The organism is Rahnella aceris, assembly GCF_011684115.1.
GTDB classification, from domain to species: domain Bacteria; phylum Pseudomonadota; class Gammaproteobacteria; order Enterobacterales; family Enterobacteriaceae; genus Rahnella; species Rahnella aceris.
This window is the reverse complement of sequence record NZ_JAADJV010000001.1, coordinates 2,472,182-2,488,727: the sequence shown is the minus strand read 5'-3', so window position 1 is coordinate 2,488,727 and position 16,546 is coordinate 2,472,182. Positions and strand designations below refer to the sequence as shown.

The window sequence follows — 16,546 nt, the reverse complement described above, 5'->3', positions numbered from 1 at the left end:
AGAGCATAAACCTTCCAGCAAGGGTAAGGTCAAGGAGGCAAAATGAACATCAGTGATGTGGCGAAAAAAACCGGGCTGACCAGCAAAGCGATTCGTTTTTATGAAGAGAAAGGGCTGGTCACCGCACCGGCTCGCAGTGAAAACGGCTACCGCAGCTATGCACAAAAACATATCGAAGAACTGACGTTGTTGCGCCAGGCGCGGCAGGTTGGTTTTACGCTGGAAGAGTGTCAGGAGCTGGTGGCATTATTCCACAATCCTGACAGGCACAGTGCTGACGTAAAAGCGCGGACATTAGAAAAGGCCGCCGAAATTGCGCGGCACATTGAAGAACTGAAAGTGATGCGTGAGCGCTTACTGACGCTGGCGGAATCCTGCCCCGGCGACGAGGGTGCGGATTGCCCGATCATCGATAATCTCAGCGGCTGCTGTCATAACAAACATTAACGCGCATCGGGTTCTACGCGCAGCGTCGCCCCTTCCACGCCGGTGATAACGACTTTGTCCCCGACGTTCAGAGGGGAGCTGCAGATCGCGCGCCAGCTGCTGTCACCGATTTGTACCCGTGTGAACTGGTTAGTTACCGGTTCCAGCACCGTAGCGTAAGTGCCCACTAATTGCTGGCCTCGCTGATTGAGTGCGGCATTGCCGGAAGATTTATCCACCCGCTGGTTCAGCCACTTCCACCACAACCACGCCGCCAGAATGGTCAGCAGCGCGAACGCCGTGCCCTGCCATTCCCACGGCAACGGCAGGATCCAGGTGACAGCACCCACCAGGGCCGCTGCCACGCCGCTCCACAGCAAGTAACCACTCGCACCGACCAGCTCAGCCGCCAGCAACAGGCCACCCAGAGACAGCCAGAATACGTGCGGATTTGCCATGAAATCATGCAGCATTATTTGCCGCCTTTGGTTTCTTTCAGCAACTCAGCAATCCCGCCAATGGAGCCCATCAGGCTGGTGGCATCCAGCGGCATCATGATGATTTTGCTGTTATTGGCAGAACCGATTTTCGTCAGGGCATCGGTATATTTTTGTGCCACGAAGTAGTTAATCGCCCGCACATCACCGGCCGCAATCGCCTCGGACACCATTTTGGTTGCCTGCGCTTCCGCTTCCGCCGCACGTTCACGCGCTTCTGCCTGCAGGAATGCTGACTGACGCTCACCTTCGGCTTTCAGGATTTGTGACTGTTTTTCACCTTCAGCACGCAAAATTGCGGACTGACGCACGCCTTCAGCTTCCAGAATATCGGCACGCTTTGTACGTTCGGCTTTCATCTGCGCGTTCATGGCGGAAATCAGTTCAGCCGGTGGGCGCACATCGCGGATCTCGATACGGGTGATTTTCACGCCCCACGGATTGGTGGCTTCATCGACGATATGCAGCAAACGTGCGTTGATGTTGTCGCGTTGTGACAACATTTCGTCCAGTTCCATCGAGCCGAGAACGGTACGGAAGTTGGTCATCGTCAGGTTAACGATCGCCTGCTCCAGATTGCTGACTTCATAGGCGGCGCGCGCCGGATCAATCACCTGAATAAAACACACGGCATCGATGGCAACATTGGCGTTATCGCGGGAAATCACTTCCTGAGAAGGAATGTCCAGCACCTGTTCCATCATATTGATTTTGCGGCCGATGCGGTCAACAAACGGCACCACCAGGTTCAGCCCCGGCATCAGGGTTTTGGTATAGCGGCCAAAACGTTCGACGGTCCACTGGTAGCCCTGGGGCACGATCTTGATCCCGGCGTACACCATCAGCAGCGCCAGTACGATCAGAATAAGGATAGGGATGGGAATAAGGTCAAACATAGTATGAAACTCCTGTAAAACTGTGTTCTGACTATCCACGGGGGAATAATCGAATAAAAACATGTCCCTGGCGCACTCACCGACCGGTCAGGCGCGTGTTCAATTGTCGCACAAATCGTTAAGTCATCGTATTAATAAAAGGATAGTTCAGAGGATAAAAGACGGGGGAAATGCTAAAAAAAACGCACGTCCGGAGAAGTGACGTGCGCAGGGCGTTTACGGTGAAACCGGATGAATCAATAGAGCAGGGAATATAACTGGCGGCGGTATTTGGCGGCCAGCGCATCGCCGGTGCCGAGTGCTGCCATAATATCCATCAGCGTTTTACGTGCCGCACCGTTCGCCGCCCCTAAGTCTTTCTTCAGCGGTGCCATCAGCAGTTCCAGCGCTTCTTCATTACGCCCGACCTGATGAAGTTGCAGGCTGAGTTTGACCACCAGCTCGGCATTCTCAGGATCCTGCGACAACGCCTGCTGAAGTTGCTGAATTTCCGGCGTATCGGCGGCCTGTTTCAGTAACTCGATCTGCGCAATCAGCCCCTGATAACGGGAATCTTTATCCTGTAACGGAATGGTCGCCAGCACGGCTTCGGCATCGTCAGTACGGTGCAGATTAATTTGTGTTTCCGCCAGCAACAAACCGATGTCACTGCGCTGATTGCTCAACTGCCATGCTTCTTTCAGCAACGGCAGGGCACCATTCACATCGCCCGCTTGCAACATTTCCTGCGCCTGAGCCAGTTTCAGCTCTTCTTCTTTCGGCAACACTTTCTGCAGCAGTTCGCGGATCACTTCTTCCGGCTGCGGACCCTGGAAACCATCGACCGGCTGACCGTCTTTGAACAGATAAACGGCAGGGATCGAGCGCAGACCAAACTGCTGGGCGATCATCTGCTCGGCATCGCAGTCCACTTTTGCCAGGATTAGCTGACCGGCGTATTCGACGGCCAGTTTGTCGAGAACCGGACCCAGTTGCAGGCAATGCTGGCTGCGTTCAGACCAGAAATAGAACATCACCGGCACAGACATGGATTGTTCCAGCGTCTGGTGCAGGTTGGTTTCGTTGATATCGATTACTGTAGGTTGTGCAAGCATGAATTCTGTCTCTCCGCTACCCGTCATACTTCGAGCTGCTGATGCGTTGGCTGCGCTCATTCAGCCCGGTCACTTAGTTATCTAAGCTCCCGGGTCTTCGTGAGCTTGCCGCCTTCCCGCAACTCGAATTATTTAGGGTATAGAAAATTAAAGTATTTAAGAACAAATGGGGGCGACTCTTGCCGCTTCAACCCCGTATCGCTTTTACTTAGCTGTTTCCGCGTAATATTTTGTCCAGCACGCGCGCGGGCAACAGGCGTTTCAGCACCGTCAGTGCATGGGCGACCAGTGTGACCGGATAACGCAGGCGCGCGCGCGGATGTTCTAAAGCATGGTGCAGTTTGGGCAAAACCGCCTCCGGCTTGAGTGTAAAACGACGGGCAATACCCGGATTTTCGACCGGCTGGTCGGTCTGCGACTGACTCACATTGGCGGTGAAATTACTGCTCAGCGGGCCGGGTTCAATCAGGCTGACCTGAATACCGGTGCCGTGCAGCTCCATGCGCAGTGTGTCGGACCAGGCCTCCAGTGCAAATTTACTGGCAGCATACACGCCCCGGCGCGGCGTAGTAATCAGCCCCATCACCGAGCTGGTCTGGATAATACGGCCTTCGCCGTGTGGCAACATGGCGGGTAACAGAAGCTGCGTCAGCTGATGTGTACCAAATAAATTGGTGGAGAATTGTTGTTCGAACTGCTCACGGCTGATGCTGCTGAGCGGGCCATAAACGCCGTAACCCGCATTATTAAACAAGCCATACAGACGGTTGCCTGTCAGCGCAATGACCTCGGCGGCCGCAAGTTCGACGCTCTGTTTATCATCAAGATCGCACTGAATAGTTTCAAACCCCATCTGCTGCAGCGTGTCGATATCCTGCGTTTTCCGACATGCCGCCAGTACCCGATAACCGCGTGCGCGCAAATCCTGTGCGGCAACCAGCCCGATACCGCTGGAACAACCGGTGATTAATACTGCTTTTTGCATAACTTTACCTGTGAGGTGTCCCTATTTTTTATGACTGTGATTTACTAGGGAGTCGGGTGAAAAAGGTAACGTCTTGGTTTTACTCACGTCCCGGTATTATTTTTATTCGTCGTATTTTAACCCTAATGCGTCAGCAGCGGCGTGAGTTTTTCTGACATCCATCCGGCAATAAAGGATTGTGCTGCCAGCGCAGGATGTAAACCGTCGTCCTGCATCCATTCAGGTTTCACGGCGACCTGCTCCATAAAGAACGGCACCAGCGGGATGTTTTCCTGCTTTGCCAGCGCCGGATAAATGGCGTAGAACGCGTCGCCGTAGCGGCGGCCATAATTGGGTGGCAGACGGATTTGCATCAGCAACGGTTGGGCATTGCTCTGTTTTACCTGTTCAATCACCTGTTGCAGCGTCCGGGAAAGGGTTTGTGGCGGGAAACCCCGCAATCCGTCGTTGGCACCCAGTTCAATCAGCACCCAGCGGGGGTGATGTTGTTGCAGCAAGGATGGCAGGCGTGCCAGCCCTTGTTCAGCGGTATCGCCGCTGATACTGGCGTTGATTATGGTGGGCTTGCCACCTTCTTTTTGCCATGTGTTATTCAGTAATGTCGGCCAGGATTCGGCTACCGGAAGGCGATAGACTGCACTCAAACTGTCGCCAATAATCAGCAAGTTATCAGCAGCAACGGCGCGAAAACTCAATAATCCTAACAACATAAGGAAGGGGAGATGCCAGCGGAAAATGTTCTTGAAGTTCATCATCTAAGTAAGCACGTCGGTCAGGGTGAAGGTCAGCTCACCATCCTGTCCGGTGTGGAGCTGGTTGTCAAACCTGCCCAGACAATTGCCCTGATTGGCGAATCCGGTTCCGGTAAATCCACCTTGCTGGGCATTCTTGCCGGGCTGGATGATGGCACCCGGGGTGATGTGAAATTACTGGGCAAATCCCTCAGCGAACTCAATGAGGAAGGGCGCGCGGCGCTACGGGCAAAAAATGTCGGTTTCGTGTTCCAGTCTTTCATGCTGGTGCCGACACTCAACGCACTGGAAAACGTCCAGCTTCCTGCGTTGTTGCGCGGTGAAAGCGACAGCAGCAGTCGTCAGCAGGCCGTGCAGTTACTGGAAAGTCTCGGGCTGGGCGGGCGTCTGCATCATCTTCCGGCGCAGCTTTCCGGCGGCGAACAACAGCGTGTGGCGCTGGCGCGGGCATTCATCGGCAAGCCGAAATTATTGTTTGCCGATGAGCCGACCGGCAATCTGGATCGCGTGACCGGCGAGCGTATTGTCGATTTGCTGTTTTCACTGAACCGCGATGCGGCAACGACGCTGATTCTGGTCACGCATGACGAACAGCTGGCGGCGCGCTGTCAGCGGCGGTTGCGTCTGCGCGACGGGAAATTATGGGAGGAAGCATGATCTGGCGCTGGTTCTGGCGGGAATGGCGTTCGCCTTCGCTGCTGATCGTCTGGCTGGCGCTGACCCTGGCAGTGGCCTGTGTGCTGGCGCTTGGCAGTATCAGCGACCGCATGGACAAAGGGCTGAGTCAGCAAAGCCGTGAGTTTATCGCCGGGGATCGCGTCCTGCGTTCCGCGCATCCGATTACGGAAGCCTGGTTGCAGGATGCACAGTCGCAGGGGCTGAAAGTCAGCCGTCAGCTCTCTTTTATGACCATGACGTTTGCCGGCGAAACGCCGCAACTGGCGGCGGTGAAAGCCACCGATCTGGCATATCCGCTGTATGGCGCGTTACAAACCGAACCGGCAGGACTGAAACCTGAACCGGGAACGGTGCTGGTCGCGCCGCGCCTGCTGGCACTGCTGAACGTAAAAGTCGGCGACAATCTGGATGTCGGAGATACCACGCTGAAAATTGCCGGTGTGATTGTTCAGGAGCCGGATTCGGGCTTTAACCCGTTCCAGACTGCGCCCCGGGTGATCATGAATCTGGAAGACGTGCCGAAAACCGGGGCTGTTCAGCCGGGCAGTCGTCTGACCTATCGCTATATGTTTGCCGGTTCGCCGCAAGCGATTCAAAGTTACGGCGAAGCGATAAAAGGTCTGCTTAAGCCTGATCAGCGCTGGAGCGGGATGGAGGATTCCGACGGGGCGCTGGGCAAATCATTACAGCGCTCTCAGCAATTCCTCACGCTGTCGGCACTGCTGACCCTGATGCTGTCAATCGCCGCGATTGCCGTGTCGATGGGGCATTACTGCCGCAGCCGTTATGATCTGGTTGCGGTACTGAAAACGCTGGGTGCCGGGAAAAAGGCGCTGCAAAAACTGATTATCGGTCAGTGGCTGGCGGTGCTGGCGCTGGCGGGGTTGTGCGGCAGTGTGGTTGGTCTGGCATTTGAAGCCATCCTGATGAAAGTGCTGGCGCCGGTTTTGCCGGCAGAATTACCGCCTGCCGGTGGCTGGCCGTGGGTGTGGTCGATGGGCGCGATGGTGGTGATCTCGCTGTTGATCGGCATTCGTCCGTATCGCCAGTTGCTTGCGACCCAGCCACTGCGGGTGCTGCGCCATGATGTGGTGGCAAATGTATGGCCGCTGCGTTATTTCCTGCCGGTGATGGTTGTGGTAGTGGTGGGTTTGCTGGCGGCGCTGATGGGCGGCAGTTCGCTGCTCTGGTCATTGCTGGCGGGCGTACTGGTACTTTCGCTGCTGCTTGGTCTGATTGGCTGGGGGGCGCTGCTGCTGTTACGCAAGCTGACATTCCGTCAGTTACCGCTGCGTCTGGCGGTCAACCGTCTGCTGCGTCAGCCGTGGGTGACGCTCAGCCAACTGGCGGCATTCTCGATGTCATTTATGTTGCTGGCGTTGCTGCTGGTGATGCGCGGGGATTTACTGGATCGCTGGGAGCAACAACTGCCGCCGGACAGCCCGAATTACTTCCTGCTTAATATCACCAAAGACCAAATCCCGCAGGTGACGGATTTCCTGCATCAGCATAACGCGCAACCGGAAACCTTCTACCCGATTGTGCGGGTACGTCTGACGAAGATTAACGACAAAGTTGCCACTGATATCATCAAACCGGATGACGCAGGGGGAGAGGCGGTCAACCGTGAACTGAATCTGACCTGGATGCAGGGACTGCCGGATCACAATCCGCTGGTTGCAGGCAACGGACCGCCGAAAGCCGGTGAAGTGTCGGTAGATGAAGGGCTGGCGGGGCGTCTGGGACTGAAGCTGGGCGATACCGTCACGTTCAGCGGTGATACGCAGGAATTCAGCGCCAAAATCACCAGCCTGCGTAAAGTGGACTGGGACAGCCTGAAGCCGAATTTCTACTTCATCTTCCCGCCGGGTGCGCTGGATGCACAACCGCAAAGCTGGCTGACCAGCTTCCGTTATCACGGTGATGTCAGCACCATCACGCAGCTTAACCGTCAGTTCCCGACGCTGAGTTTGCTGGATATCGGCTCGATCCTGCGTCAGGTCGGCCAGGTATTACAGCAGGTGAGTCGGGCGCTGGAAGTGATGGTGATCCTGGTGATGCTGTGCGGCGGATTGCTGCTGCTGGCGCAGATTCAGGTCGGCATGCGTCAGCGCCGTCAGGAGCTGATTGTTTACCGCACGCTGGGTGCCAGCAAAAAAATGCTGCACCGGACATTGTGGTGTGAATTTGCCGTGCTCGGGCTGGTGGCGGGGATCGCCGCCGCCATCGGCGCGGAAGCTGCATTGTGGCTACTGCAACGCCAGGTTTTCGATTTCCCATGGGAACCGAATTATCTGATGTGGATTGCGGTACCGGTGGTCAGCGCGGTGCTGCTGTCGGTTTGCGGCGGTTGGCTGGGTGTGCGGTTGCTGCGGGGGCGGGCGTTGTTCCGGCAATACGACTCGTAGTTTCTAAACTCCTCCCCCTGCGAAGGGGGAGGCAGGGAGGGGGTTTTAATGGCTAACTGTTTGTCAAAGCACACTTTAACTATGAGATTTTGACCTTAATACCCCACCCCAACCCTCCCCTTCGCAGGGGAGGGAGCCGATCAAATCAAAGCTTTTCAACTGCCCATTCAATCCCGCTGGCGTATTCTTCCGGCAGCATCGGGACCAGTGCGTTGAGATTGTCTTTCAGCAGGCGGACGCTGGCGTCGTTGAGATTCAGGTGTCCGACTTTACGACCCGGACGCACGTCTTTCTCGTACCAGTGCAGATTGACCAGCGGCAGGCTCAGCCATTTTTCTGACACATCCGTGCCAATCAGATTCACCATCACTGACGGTGTGCTCACCACCGGTTTCGGCAGCGGCAGACCAAGGATGGCGCGCAGATGCATTTCAAACTGACTGTAAGAGGCGCCGTTCTGTGTCCAGTGCCCGCTGTTATGCACACGCGGTGCCAGCTCATTGATCAGCAAACCTTCGCTGACCACGAAACACTCCATTGCCATCACGCCGACATAATTCAGTTCGTTCATGATCGCCGACAGCATGTTTTCTGCCTGCTGTTGCAGGGCGGCATCCGGCTGCGGCAGCACAACACTGGTGCGCAGAATGCCGTCCTGATGCAGGTTATGGGTCAGCGGATAAAACACGGTTTTACCATCGTGACCGCGCGCGCCCACCAGCGAAACTTCACCGGAGAAGTTGATACCCTGCTCAACGATGCATTCGCCATAGCAATCCTGCGGCAGCGTATTTTCTTCACCAGAACGCAGACGCCACTGACCCCGGCCGTCGTACCCGCCGACGCGACGTTTCACAATCGCCAGTTGGCCAAGCCGGGAGAATACCTGCGGCCATTCGGCGGCATCGGCCAGCAATTGCCACGGCGCAGTCGCCAGACCGAGCTGGTCGAGCAACTGTTTTTGCGTCAGGCGATCGGCCAGACGCGGGAAAATGTCGCGGTTAACGAACGCATTGTGCGTCGCCAGTTCGCGGGTCAGTGCCGTTTCCGGCCAGCGTTCGATTTCAGCGGTGATCACGCTTTGCTGATACGGCACGGCTTCCGGTTCAGCATCAAGGCCGACAGGATAGACGGCGATGCCCAGCGGTTCACCGGCCTGACGCAGCATTCGGCCTAACTGGCCGTTTCCGAGTACGCAAACCGGTTTCATGCTTCCTCCCGCGGGTCGGGATTATTCAGCACTTCGTCAGTTTGTGCGGTGCGCCACGCGGCCAGGTTTTTGGCAATCTCAGCATCGTGCAGTGCAAGAATCTGTGCCGCCAGCAATGCGGCGTTTGCGGCACCGGCTTTACCAATCGCCAGCGTACCGACCGGAATACCACGCGGCATTTGCACAATGGAATAGAGACTGTCGATGCCACTGAGTGCAGCACTTTGCACCGGCACGCCCAGCACCGGCACCAGCGTTTTCGCCGCCAGCATGCCCGGTAAATGCGCTGCGCCACCGGCACCCGCGATGATCACATCAAAACCGTTAGCGGAAGCCTGCTCAGCGAAAGTAAACAATTTGTCCGGCGTACGGTGAGCGGAGACGATATCGACATGGAAAGGAATATTCAGCGTTGTGAGGACGTCGGCGGCGAACTGCATGGTCGCCCAGTCACTTTTAGACCCCATAACGATGGCGATTTTTGCCGGGGTAACGTTGGATGACATGTCTGTAAAGCTCCTGTGATTCGGAAATAGAAACTGCGAGGGCGCAAATGATAGCACGCTCCGTGAGGGAGGAAAACGGTTGCGTCGCCGGAAAACGGCGCATTTTTGATGAGAAGTTGGCGGCAGATTTGTATAATCCAAACCAATATATTAATGACAAACTTCATTGGAAACTGATTTATGACGCAGGCTTTACTGGCACCGATTTATGATTTTCTTCACTGTGAAACACCCGCTCTGTGGGTGGATGTGGCGCTGGAAAATCAGACGGTGATGCTGATCGACCACGCTAACTGTGAAAAGAAAGCGGCGGCCACGGCGATGAGCCTGATGACCAAATATCTGGATCGCACCGAGCTGCTGTTTTGTGCGGCGCGTCTGGCGCGTGAAGAGCTTCATCACTTCGAACAAGTGGTGGAAATCATGCAAAAGCGCAATATTACTTATACCCAGCTTTCCCCCTCGCGCTACGCCAGCGGTATGATCAAACATACCCGTCATCACGATGATCTGAATATTCTGGTCGACCGGCTGATTATCGGGGCGTACATCGAAGCGCGATCCTGTGAGCGTTTTGCCAAAATTGCGCCGCATCTCGACGAAACCTTGTCGCGTTTTTACACCTCATTGCTGCGTTCAGAATCACGGCATTTTGCCGATTATCTGGCGCTGGCGGAGCAATATGCCGGAACGGATATCAGTGAGCGGGTAGAGGAGTTTGGCAGGATTGAAGCGGAACTGGTCCTCACGCCGGACGAACAATTCCGCTTCCATTCAGGCGTACCCGTTACCCTTCATACTTCGGGCTGCTGATGCGTTGACTGCACTCATTCACCCCGGTCACTTAGTCAGCTAAGCTCCCAGGGATTCATGAGCTTGTCGCCTTCCAGCAACTCAAATTATTTTGGGTAACTTTGAGGTGACTCAAAACGGGAAGCTGATCAGCTCGACGTTATCGGCGGTGACTTTCACCATCGAGCCTTCTTCGTGCCATGCGCCGAGTACCACGCGGTGGCCGGTTTTATTTTCCAGCGGCACATCGTGAATTGCCGGACGATGGGTGTGACCGTGAATCATCCACTCCACGCCTGCCATCTGCATTTCGCTGACCACCGCCTGCGGGTTCACATCCATAATTTCCAGTGATTTGCCCTGATTCGACGCCTTGCTGTTGGCGCGCATTCTGGCAGCAATGCCCAGTCGCCATTTCAGCGGCAGCATCAGGAACAGTTTCTGGATCAGCGGATTGTGGACTTTTTTGCGGAAGTTCTGATACGCGACATCGTCGGTGCACAGCGTGTCACCGTGCAGGATCAGGACGCGGCGGCCATACAGTTCCAGCACTTTTTTCTCCGGCAGCAACGTCATCAGGCTGTCGCGGGCGAAACGTCTGCCGAGCAGAAAATCGCGGTTGCCGTGAATGAAGAAGCAGGGCACACCTTGCTGGTGTAACTGATTTAGGGCCGCCGAGATTTCAGCGTGAAGCGGCTGCGGATCATCATCGCCAATCCAGGCTTCGAACAGGTCACCGAGAATGTACAGGGCGTCGGCCTGCGGCGCATCTTCACGTAGAAAACGCAGAAAACCGGCAGTGATTGCCGGTTCCTGTGCGCAAAGATGGATATCTGCGATAAAAAACGTGGTCATCCCGACGTTGATTATTCGCTGACTGTGACGCTTTTGATCACAACATCTTCTTTTGGAACGTCCTGGTGCATACCGCTGCGGCCGGTTTTGACGGCTTTGATCGCGTCAACCACGTCCTGACCTTCAACCACTTCTGCGAATACGCAGTAGCCCCAACCCTGTGCGTTTTTGCCACTGTGGTTCAGGAAGTCGTTGTCAGTTACGTTGATGAAGAACTGTGCCGTGGCGGAATGCGGATCGTTGGTACGCGCCATCGCCAGCGTGCCTTTGGTGTTTTTCAGGCCGTTGTCTGCTTCGTTATTGATAGGCGCATCGGTGTTTTTCTGGTTCATGCCTGGCTCAAAACCGCCGCCCTGGATCATGAAACCGTTAATCACACGGTGGAAAATTGTGTTGTCGTAGAAGCCTTTACGGCAATAGTTCAGGAAGTTTTCAACCGTGGCTGGCGCTTTGTCAGCGAAAGTTTTAATGACGATGTCGCCGTGGTTGGTGTGGAAAGTGACCATAATTATCATCCTGCTAATGTTGATGTGTGCTCTTAGTAAGAGCGGCTACTATAGCCTTTTCTTATACCATAACTCAAAAGTTGCCGTCAGCAGCGGCTTTGTGACGACTAAAGCCCGTCCGGCGGCCTTATGCCGTTTCGGTGAAATCATTTTCGTTATATTATACGCGTTAGTGTCGCTTAAACGCGCCAACGTCATTTTCTACGCCCAACACACGGAATAGCCTGATGCTGAAGATTTTTAATACCCTGAGTCGCCAAAAAGAGGAATTCAAGCCAATTCATGCCGGTAAAGTCGGGATGTACGTGTGTGGGATCACTGTTTACGACCTGTGTCATATCGGCCACGGTCGCACCTTTGTGTCTTTCGACGTGGTGTCGCGTTACCTGCGTTACCTCGGTTATGACCTGAAATACGTGCGCAATATCACCGATATCGACGATAAAATCATTAAACGTGCCGCTGAAAATGGCGAAACGTTTATGGCGCTGACCGACCGTATGATCGCCGAGATGCATGCTGATTTTGCTTCACTGAACATTCTGCCGCCGGACTCCGAACCGCGCGCCACGCAGCACATTCACGAAATTATCGATATCGTGCAGAAGCTGATTGACCGTGACCACGCCTATGTCGCGTCGAACGGTGATGTGATGTTCTGGGTGGAAAGTGATCCGGATTACGGACTGTTGTCCCGTCAGGATCTGGATCAGTTACAGGCGGGTGCGCGCGTCGAAGTCGAAGCCAACGTGAAACGCAATCCGATGGATTTCGTACTGTGGAAAATGTCCAAGCCGGGCGAACCGAGCTGGACATCTCCGTGGGGCGAAGGTCGCCCGGGCTGGCATATCGAATGTTCCGCGATGAACTGCAAACAGCTCGGTGCGCATTTCGATATTCACGGCGGCGGTTCTGACCTGATGTTCCCGCACCACGAGAACGAAATTGCGCAGTCAAGCTGTGCCCATGACGGCCCGTATGTGAATACCTGGATGCACTCCGGCATGGTGATGATCGACCGCGAAAAGATGTCCAAATCACTGGATAACTTCTTCACCGTGCGCGATGTGCTGAAATATTATGACGCTGAAAGCGTGCGTTACTTCCTGATGTCGGGTCACTATCGCAGCCAGCTAAACTACAGCGAAGAGAACCTGAAACTGGCGCGTACCTCGATGGAGCGTTTGTACACCGCACTGCGCGGCACTGATGCCGCTGCAACGCCAGCCGGTGGTGAGGCTTTCGTTACGCGCTTCCGTGCGGCTATGGACGATGATTTCAACACACCGGAAGCTTATTCCGTGTTGTTCGATATGGCACGTGACATCAACCGTCTGAAAACGGAAGATCTGTCTGCGGCCAACGGTCTGGCAGCGGAACTGCGGCAACTTGCAGGCGTACTTGGCCTGCTGGAGCAGGATCCGGAGCAGTTCCTGAAATCCGGTGCTCAGGCGGATAACGATGACGAAGTGGCTGAAATCGAAGCGTTGATTAAACAGCGTAACGATGCCCGCGCCAGCAAAGACTGGGGCATGGCGGATAAAGCGCGCGATCGTCTCAATGAAATGGGTATCGTGTTAGAAGACGGCGCGGCAGGGACCACCTGGCGTAGAAAATAGTCTATTCTTTTGTTCTTAATACTGAATTATGGCTCCCAACCGGGGGCCATTTTTATAAGGATCATGCTGTGACAACCCTGTTTCTGACCTATCAGCCTCCGTATGACTGGCAATGGATGACGGCATTTCTCGGCGCGCGTGCATTGCAGGGTGTTGAACAGCAGGATGGCGAATATTACCAGCGTACGCTGGCGGTGATGCACCACGGCGAACGGCTGACCGGCTGGTTGCGGTTGCGTCCGTTGCCTGAGCGAAATGGCGTTGAGCTGGAAGTGTCGGCGTCGCTTTCGCCGGTCACGGAGAACATAGTTGCCCGGGTGCGGCGGTTGCTGGATCTGGACGCGCAACCCACGCTTATCGCCGAGGGGCTGGGGGGACTGGCTGACAATGCGCCGGGATTACGCCTGCCGGGCTGCGTCAACCGTTTTGAACTGATGGTGCGCGCGATCCTCGGGCAACTGGTGAGCGTGAAAATGGCGGCGACACTGGCGACGCGGCTGACTGAAAAATGGGGCGAACCGGTGCGTACGCCGTTTGCCGCGCTGACGCATTTGTTTCCGTCTGCAGCGGCCATCGGGCAGTTAACGGTAGACGATTTACGGGGTATTGGTGTGCAGGCCAAACGTGCAGCGTGTCTGATTAATATTGCGCAGGCAGTGGATGAGGGGCGCTTGCCGCTGGATGACATCACCGATGTGCAGGACGGAATAAAACAGCTGCAGGCGATGCCGGGGATTGGCAACTGGACTGCCAGTTATGTGGCAATGCGCGCCTGGTCTGCGCCTGATATTTTTCTCGGCGGTGACTATCTGATTAAACAGCGTTTTCCGGGCATGACGCCCGCGAAGATAGCCCGCTATGCCGAAGTCTGGAAACCTTGGCGCACCTACGCCACGCTGCATTTGTGGTTCAATAATGAGTGGCAGCCGGGCACGCCGTAGGCGGGGATTAACGTGACACTTCTGTGCCAGACTGATGGTCTTCAGGGGGGATGGCACCGCTGGTATGTGCAGTGGCCGTTTTTTGCGCCGGTTCATATTTATAAACCCGCCCGCGTCCGTTGTGTTTGGCGATGTAGCAGGCCATATCCGCTTGCGCCATGTATTCGCTGCCGGTGATGTTCGCATCGTTTATTTGCGTCATTCCTGCGCTGGCTCCGATCCGGTAGGCATTTCCTTCCCAGATAAATTTGAAATCGTTGATTTTGTCCACCAGATGCTGCAGCGTTGCCAGCCCTTCTTCCTGAGGACAATCAAATAAGATCAGCGCAAATTCATCGCCGCCCAGCCTTGCCAGCCGGTCGCTGTTGCGGATGTTCTCCTGCATCAGTGCGCTGATCTGGCGCAGCAGTTCATCCCCTGCAGCATGTCCTGCGGTGTCGTTAATCGCTTTAAAATGATCCAGATCGATAAACGCCAGACCGTGAGGCTGACGTTGCGTTGCAGTCAGATTCAGCGCTTTTTTCAGGCTCGATTCGAAACTGCCACGATTCGACAACCCGGTGAGTAAATCGTGAGAGGCGCTGTAACTGAGTTTTCGCATCAGTTCGCGGGATTTACTGACGTCCTGTAGCACCAGCACAATGCCAATCGGTTCGTCTTTCAGGGTGCGCAGCGGTGACACTGCCAGCTGAACATCAAACAAAGCCGTGTGATGGCCGTGCAGAACCAGCGAACGCTCAACGGAAGAGTGCAGATTTTCATTGATATCAAACTGCAAAAGATCGTCGATAAGCGGCCCTCCCGCTCCTTTGCTGATGCGCACGATGCGGCCTACCGGTTGCCCCTGCGCCTGCTGTTCTTTCCAGCCAGTCATTTTCTCTGCGACCGGATTCATGAAAGTGATATTCATATTCCGGTCGGTGGAGATCACCGCTTCATTGATCGAATTCAGCGTGATATGCAGCAGCTCTTTTTCTTCATGCAGCGCTTCCGAAAGGCGCTTGTTAGTCATTTCGGTGTGTTTAAGCTCGTTGATATCTTCAATCTGAGAAATGAAATACATCGGATTATGGTGTTCATCACGTACCAGAGATACGGCGAGGAATGCCCAGATAACTTCTCCGCTGCGGCGCAGATAACGTTTCTCCAGGGTGTAACTCTGGATGTCATCGTTCAGCAATTGCTGCAACAGCGCCAGGTCTTTGCCCAGATCTTCATGATAGGTAATTTCCTGGAACGTCAGGGTGGTCAGATATTCCGCCTCATAACCCAGCAGATGACACAGGGCTTTGTTCACCTGCAGCAGCTTGCCTTCCGGTGATACCAGCGTCATGCCAATTGCGGAATATTCCATGGCGTTTCGGAAGCGATTTTCACTTTGCGTGATGTGAGATTTTTCAGTACGCAACGCATGCATTGCCATCGCCATGGCATTCGCAGGCATCAGAATCAATAGCAGCGGCAGGAAAATCAATCCCTGAGGGAGCTGATCCGCCAGGTGCGGCTGAACGGAAATAATGCCGCTGGTATGCAGTAACGCAATCATCAGTGTCATCGAGAGGAAAATGATGAACGATTCCATACGGGGTAAACGGATGGCGGCCGATAACAGCGGAATGGTGATAAAGGCGAAAGTGTAAGGCAGCCATTTCAGGGCCAGAAAACCGGCCGCCAGCGTCAGGATCAACGTCAGAAGCAGTCCGAAAAGACGCGGCGAGGTGATCAGTTTAACCAGGTAGCCGCGATGGTAGATAAGCCCCAGCGGCGTGAGCGCGAGGATCGCCACGGCTTCTGACATAAACCAGGTGGTAAAGCGACTTTGTAATTCTGCCGGAGAATGAACATGCAGAATAAACAACAGCATGATTAACGCGCTGACCAGCGGGCAGAAGATCACCGCGACGAAAAGGAATTTCATCCAGGAACTCAGCCCCGAAAGCGGATCCTGCGCCGGCAATATTCTGCGCAATAAATCCGCACACAGAGAAGCCTCAATAAGGTTGTTGAGCAGATAAGGCAGATAGCGAAAGAAGGGCGTACCGAGGATCGTATGTGATGCCGCGATGCCCAGTGCGGCGGCGCACAGCAGCGGGATCCAGTCGCGATAGCGATGGTGGAATAAAACAGGGATCAGCAATGCTGTCGGTAGCCACAATCCGGCGAGGCTGGACGACTTCTGAATGATACTCAAACAGGCAAAGGCCAGCAGGCAGGTTGAGGTGCCTAAAAGTAAGCAGGATGTCCAGTTTGCCCGATTAGCCCCAGTTGAGGGCGGCTTGCTATTTTCCACGGTGAAAACCTTTTTCTGGCTGACGGAGCGTTGCAGGCAGTCGCAGTGATACTTATTGATTAATGTTATCAATGCACTACCGCAGGGCGAA

At 54.9% G+C, this 16,546-nt stretch carries 16 protein-coding genes; 6 read left to right on the top strand and 10 right to left on the bottom strand.

Features of this window, described 5'->3' with window-relative positions; all coding sequences use genetic code 11:
- Window positions 1-42: 42 nt before the first annotated feature.
- Window positions 43-447, top strand: a complete 405-nt coding sequence (cueR, locus tag GW591_RS11380; protein ID WP_013576588.1) for a Cu(I)-responsive transcriptional regulator — start codon at window positions 43-45, stop codon at window positions 445-447.
- On the opposite strand, the gene GW591_RS11375 is transcribed toward cueR, so the two are convergent.
- The 5 genes from GW591_RS11375 to tesA all read right to left on the bottom strand — a co-directional run bounded on the left by GW591_RS11375 (window position 444) and on the right by tesA (window position 4,650).
- Window positions 444-899, bottom strand: a complete 456-nt coding sequence (locus GW591_RS11375) for an NfeD family protein (protein WP_119261878.1) — start codon at window positions 897-899, stop codon at window positions 444-446. The two genes, cueR and GW591_RS11375, sit on opposite strands and share 4 nt — an antisense overlap.
- Complete coding sequence (locus GW591_RS11370; protein WP_037036893.1) at window positions 899-1,819, bottom strand: SPFH domain-containing protein; 921 nt, start codon at window positions 1,817-1,819, stop codon at window positions 899-901. The genes GW591_RS11375 and GW591_RS11370 overlap by 1 nt, the downstream gene beginning before the upstream one ends.
- Window positions 1,820-2,055: 236 nt before the next feature.
- Window positions 2,056-2,913 carry a co-chaperone YbbN gene (locus tag GW591_RS11365; RefSeq protein ID WP_131638164.1) on the bottom strand — a complete coding sequence of 286 codons (858 nt, stop codon included), beginning with the start codon at window positions 2,911-2,913 and terminating at the stop codon, window positions 2,056-2,058.
- 208 nt (window positions 2,914-3,121) lie between these two features.
- On the bottom strand, window positions 3,122-3,898 hold the full coding sequence (locus GW591_RS11360) for an SDR family oxidoreductase (RefSeq protein WP_112197391.1): 777 nt from the start codon (window positions 3,896-3,898) through the stop codon (window positions 3,122-3,124).
- A gap of 122 nt (window positions 3,899-4,020) precedes the next feature.
- On the bottom strand, window positions 4,021-4,650 hold the full coding sequence (gene tesA / locus GW591_RS11355; protein ID WP_015690300.1) for a multifunctional acyl-CoA thioesterase I/protease I/lysophospholipase L1: 630 nt from the start codon (window positions 4,648-4,650) through the stop codon (window positions 4,021-4,023).
- Between tesA and ybbA the strand changes: the two genes are divergently transcribed.
- Complete coding sequence (ybbA, locus tag GW591_RS11350) at window positions 4,621-5,307, top strand: putative ABC transporter ATP-binding protein YbbA (protein WP_015690299.1); 687 nt, start codon at window positions 4,621-4,623, stop codon at window positions 5,305-5,307. The two genes, tesA and ybbA, sit on opposite strands and share 30 nt — an antisense overlap.
- Window positions 5,304-7,736 carry a putative ABC transporter permease subunit YbbP gene (gene ybbP / locus GW591_RS11345; protein WP_119261877.1) on the top strand — a complete coding sequence of 811 codons (2,433 nt, stop codon included), beginning with the start codon at window positions 5,304-5,306 and terminating at the stop codon, window positions 7,734-7,736. Before ybbA ends, ybbP begins: the two co-directional genes overlap by 4 nt.
- Window positions 7,737-7,881: 145 nt before the next feature.
- Here the strand turns inward: ybbP and purK are convergent, their stop codons facing one another.
- Together purK and purE are read right to left on the bottom strand one after the other, a co-directional pair.
- Window positions 7,882-8,946, bottom strand: a complete 1,065-nt coding sequence (purK, locus tag GW591_RS11340) for a 5-(carboxyamino)imidazole ribonucleotide synthase (RefSeq protein ID WP_119261876.1) — start codon at window positions 8,944-8,946, stop codon at window positions 7,882-7,884.
- Window positions 8,943-9,452: a 5-(carboxyamino)imidazole ribonucleotide mutase gene (purE, locus tag GW591_RS11335; RefSeq protein ID WP_013576579.1), complete on the bottom strand. Its 510-nt coding sequence runs from the start codon at window positions 9,450-9,452 to the stop codon at window positions 8,943-8,945. Before purE ends, purK begins: the two co-directional genes overlap by 4 nt.
- 180 nt (window positions 9,453-9,632) lie before the next feature.
- On the opposite strand from purE, the gene miaE reads away from it, so the two are divergent.
- The gene (miaE, locus tag GW591_RS11330) at window positions 9,633-10,265 is read left to right on the top strand and encodes a tRNA-(ms[2]io[6]A)-hydroxylase (RefSeq protein WP_166860603.1); all 633 of its coding nucleotides are present in this window, start codon (window positions 9,633-9,635) and stop codon (window positions 10,263-10,265) included.
- Between the two features lie 111 nt (window positions 10,266-10,376).
- On the opposite strand, the gene lpxH is transcribed toward miaE, so the two are convergent.
- On the bottom strand, window positions 10,377-11,099 hold the full coding sequence (lpxH, locus tag GW591_RS11325; protein WP_119261874.1) for a UDP-2,3-diacylglucosamine diphosphatase: 723 nt from the start codon (window positions 11,097-11,099) through the stop codon (window positions 10,377-10,379).
- A gap of 11 nt (window positions 11,100-11,110) precedes the next feature.
- Window positions 11,111-11,605 (bottom strand): peptidylprolyl isomerase B, encoded by a 495-nt coding sequence (gene ppiB / locus GW591_RS11320; RefSeq protein ID WP_013576575.1) that lies wholly within the window; start codon window positions 11,603-11,605, stop codon window positions 11,111-11,113.
- A gap of 227 nt (window positions 11,606-11,832) precedes the next feature.
- Here ppiB and cysS point away from each other — a divergent pair, with 227 nt between their 5' ends.
- Both cysS and alkA read left to right on the top strand, forming a co-directional pair.
- Window positions 11,833-13,224 (top strand): cysteine--tRNA ligase, encoded by a 1,392-nt coding sequence (cysS, locus tag GW591_RS11315; RefSeq protein ID WP_013576574.1) that lies wholly within the window; start codon window positions 11,833-11,835, stop codon window positions 13,222-13,224.
- Window positions 13,225-13,292: 68 nt separating this feature from the next.
- Window positions 13,293-14,165, top strand: coding sequence for a DNA-3-methyladenine glycosylase 2 (gene alkA / locus GW591_RS11310; RefSeq protein ID WP_119261873.1), 873 nt, complete (start codon window positions 13,293-13,295; stop codon window positions 14,163-14,165).
- A gap of 7 nt (window positions 14,166-14,172) precedes the next feature.
- Here the strand turns inward: alkA and GW591_RS11305 are convergent, their stop codons facing one another.
- Window positions 14,173-16,455: a diguanylate cyclase domain-containing protein gene (locus tag GW591_RS11305; RefSeq protein ID WP_166860715.1), complete on the bottom strand. Its 2,283-nt coding sequence runs from the start codon at window positions 16,453-16,455 to the stop codon at window positions 14,173-14,175.
- Window positions 16,456-16,546 lie beyond the last annotated feature (91 nt).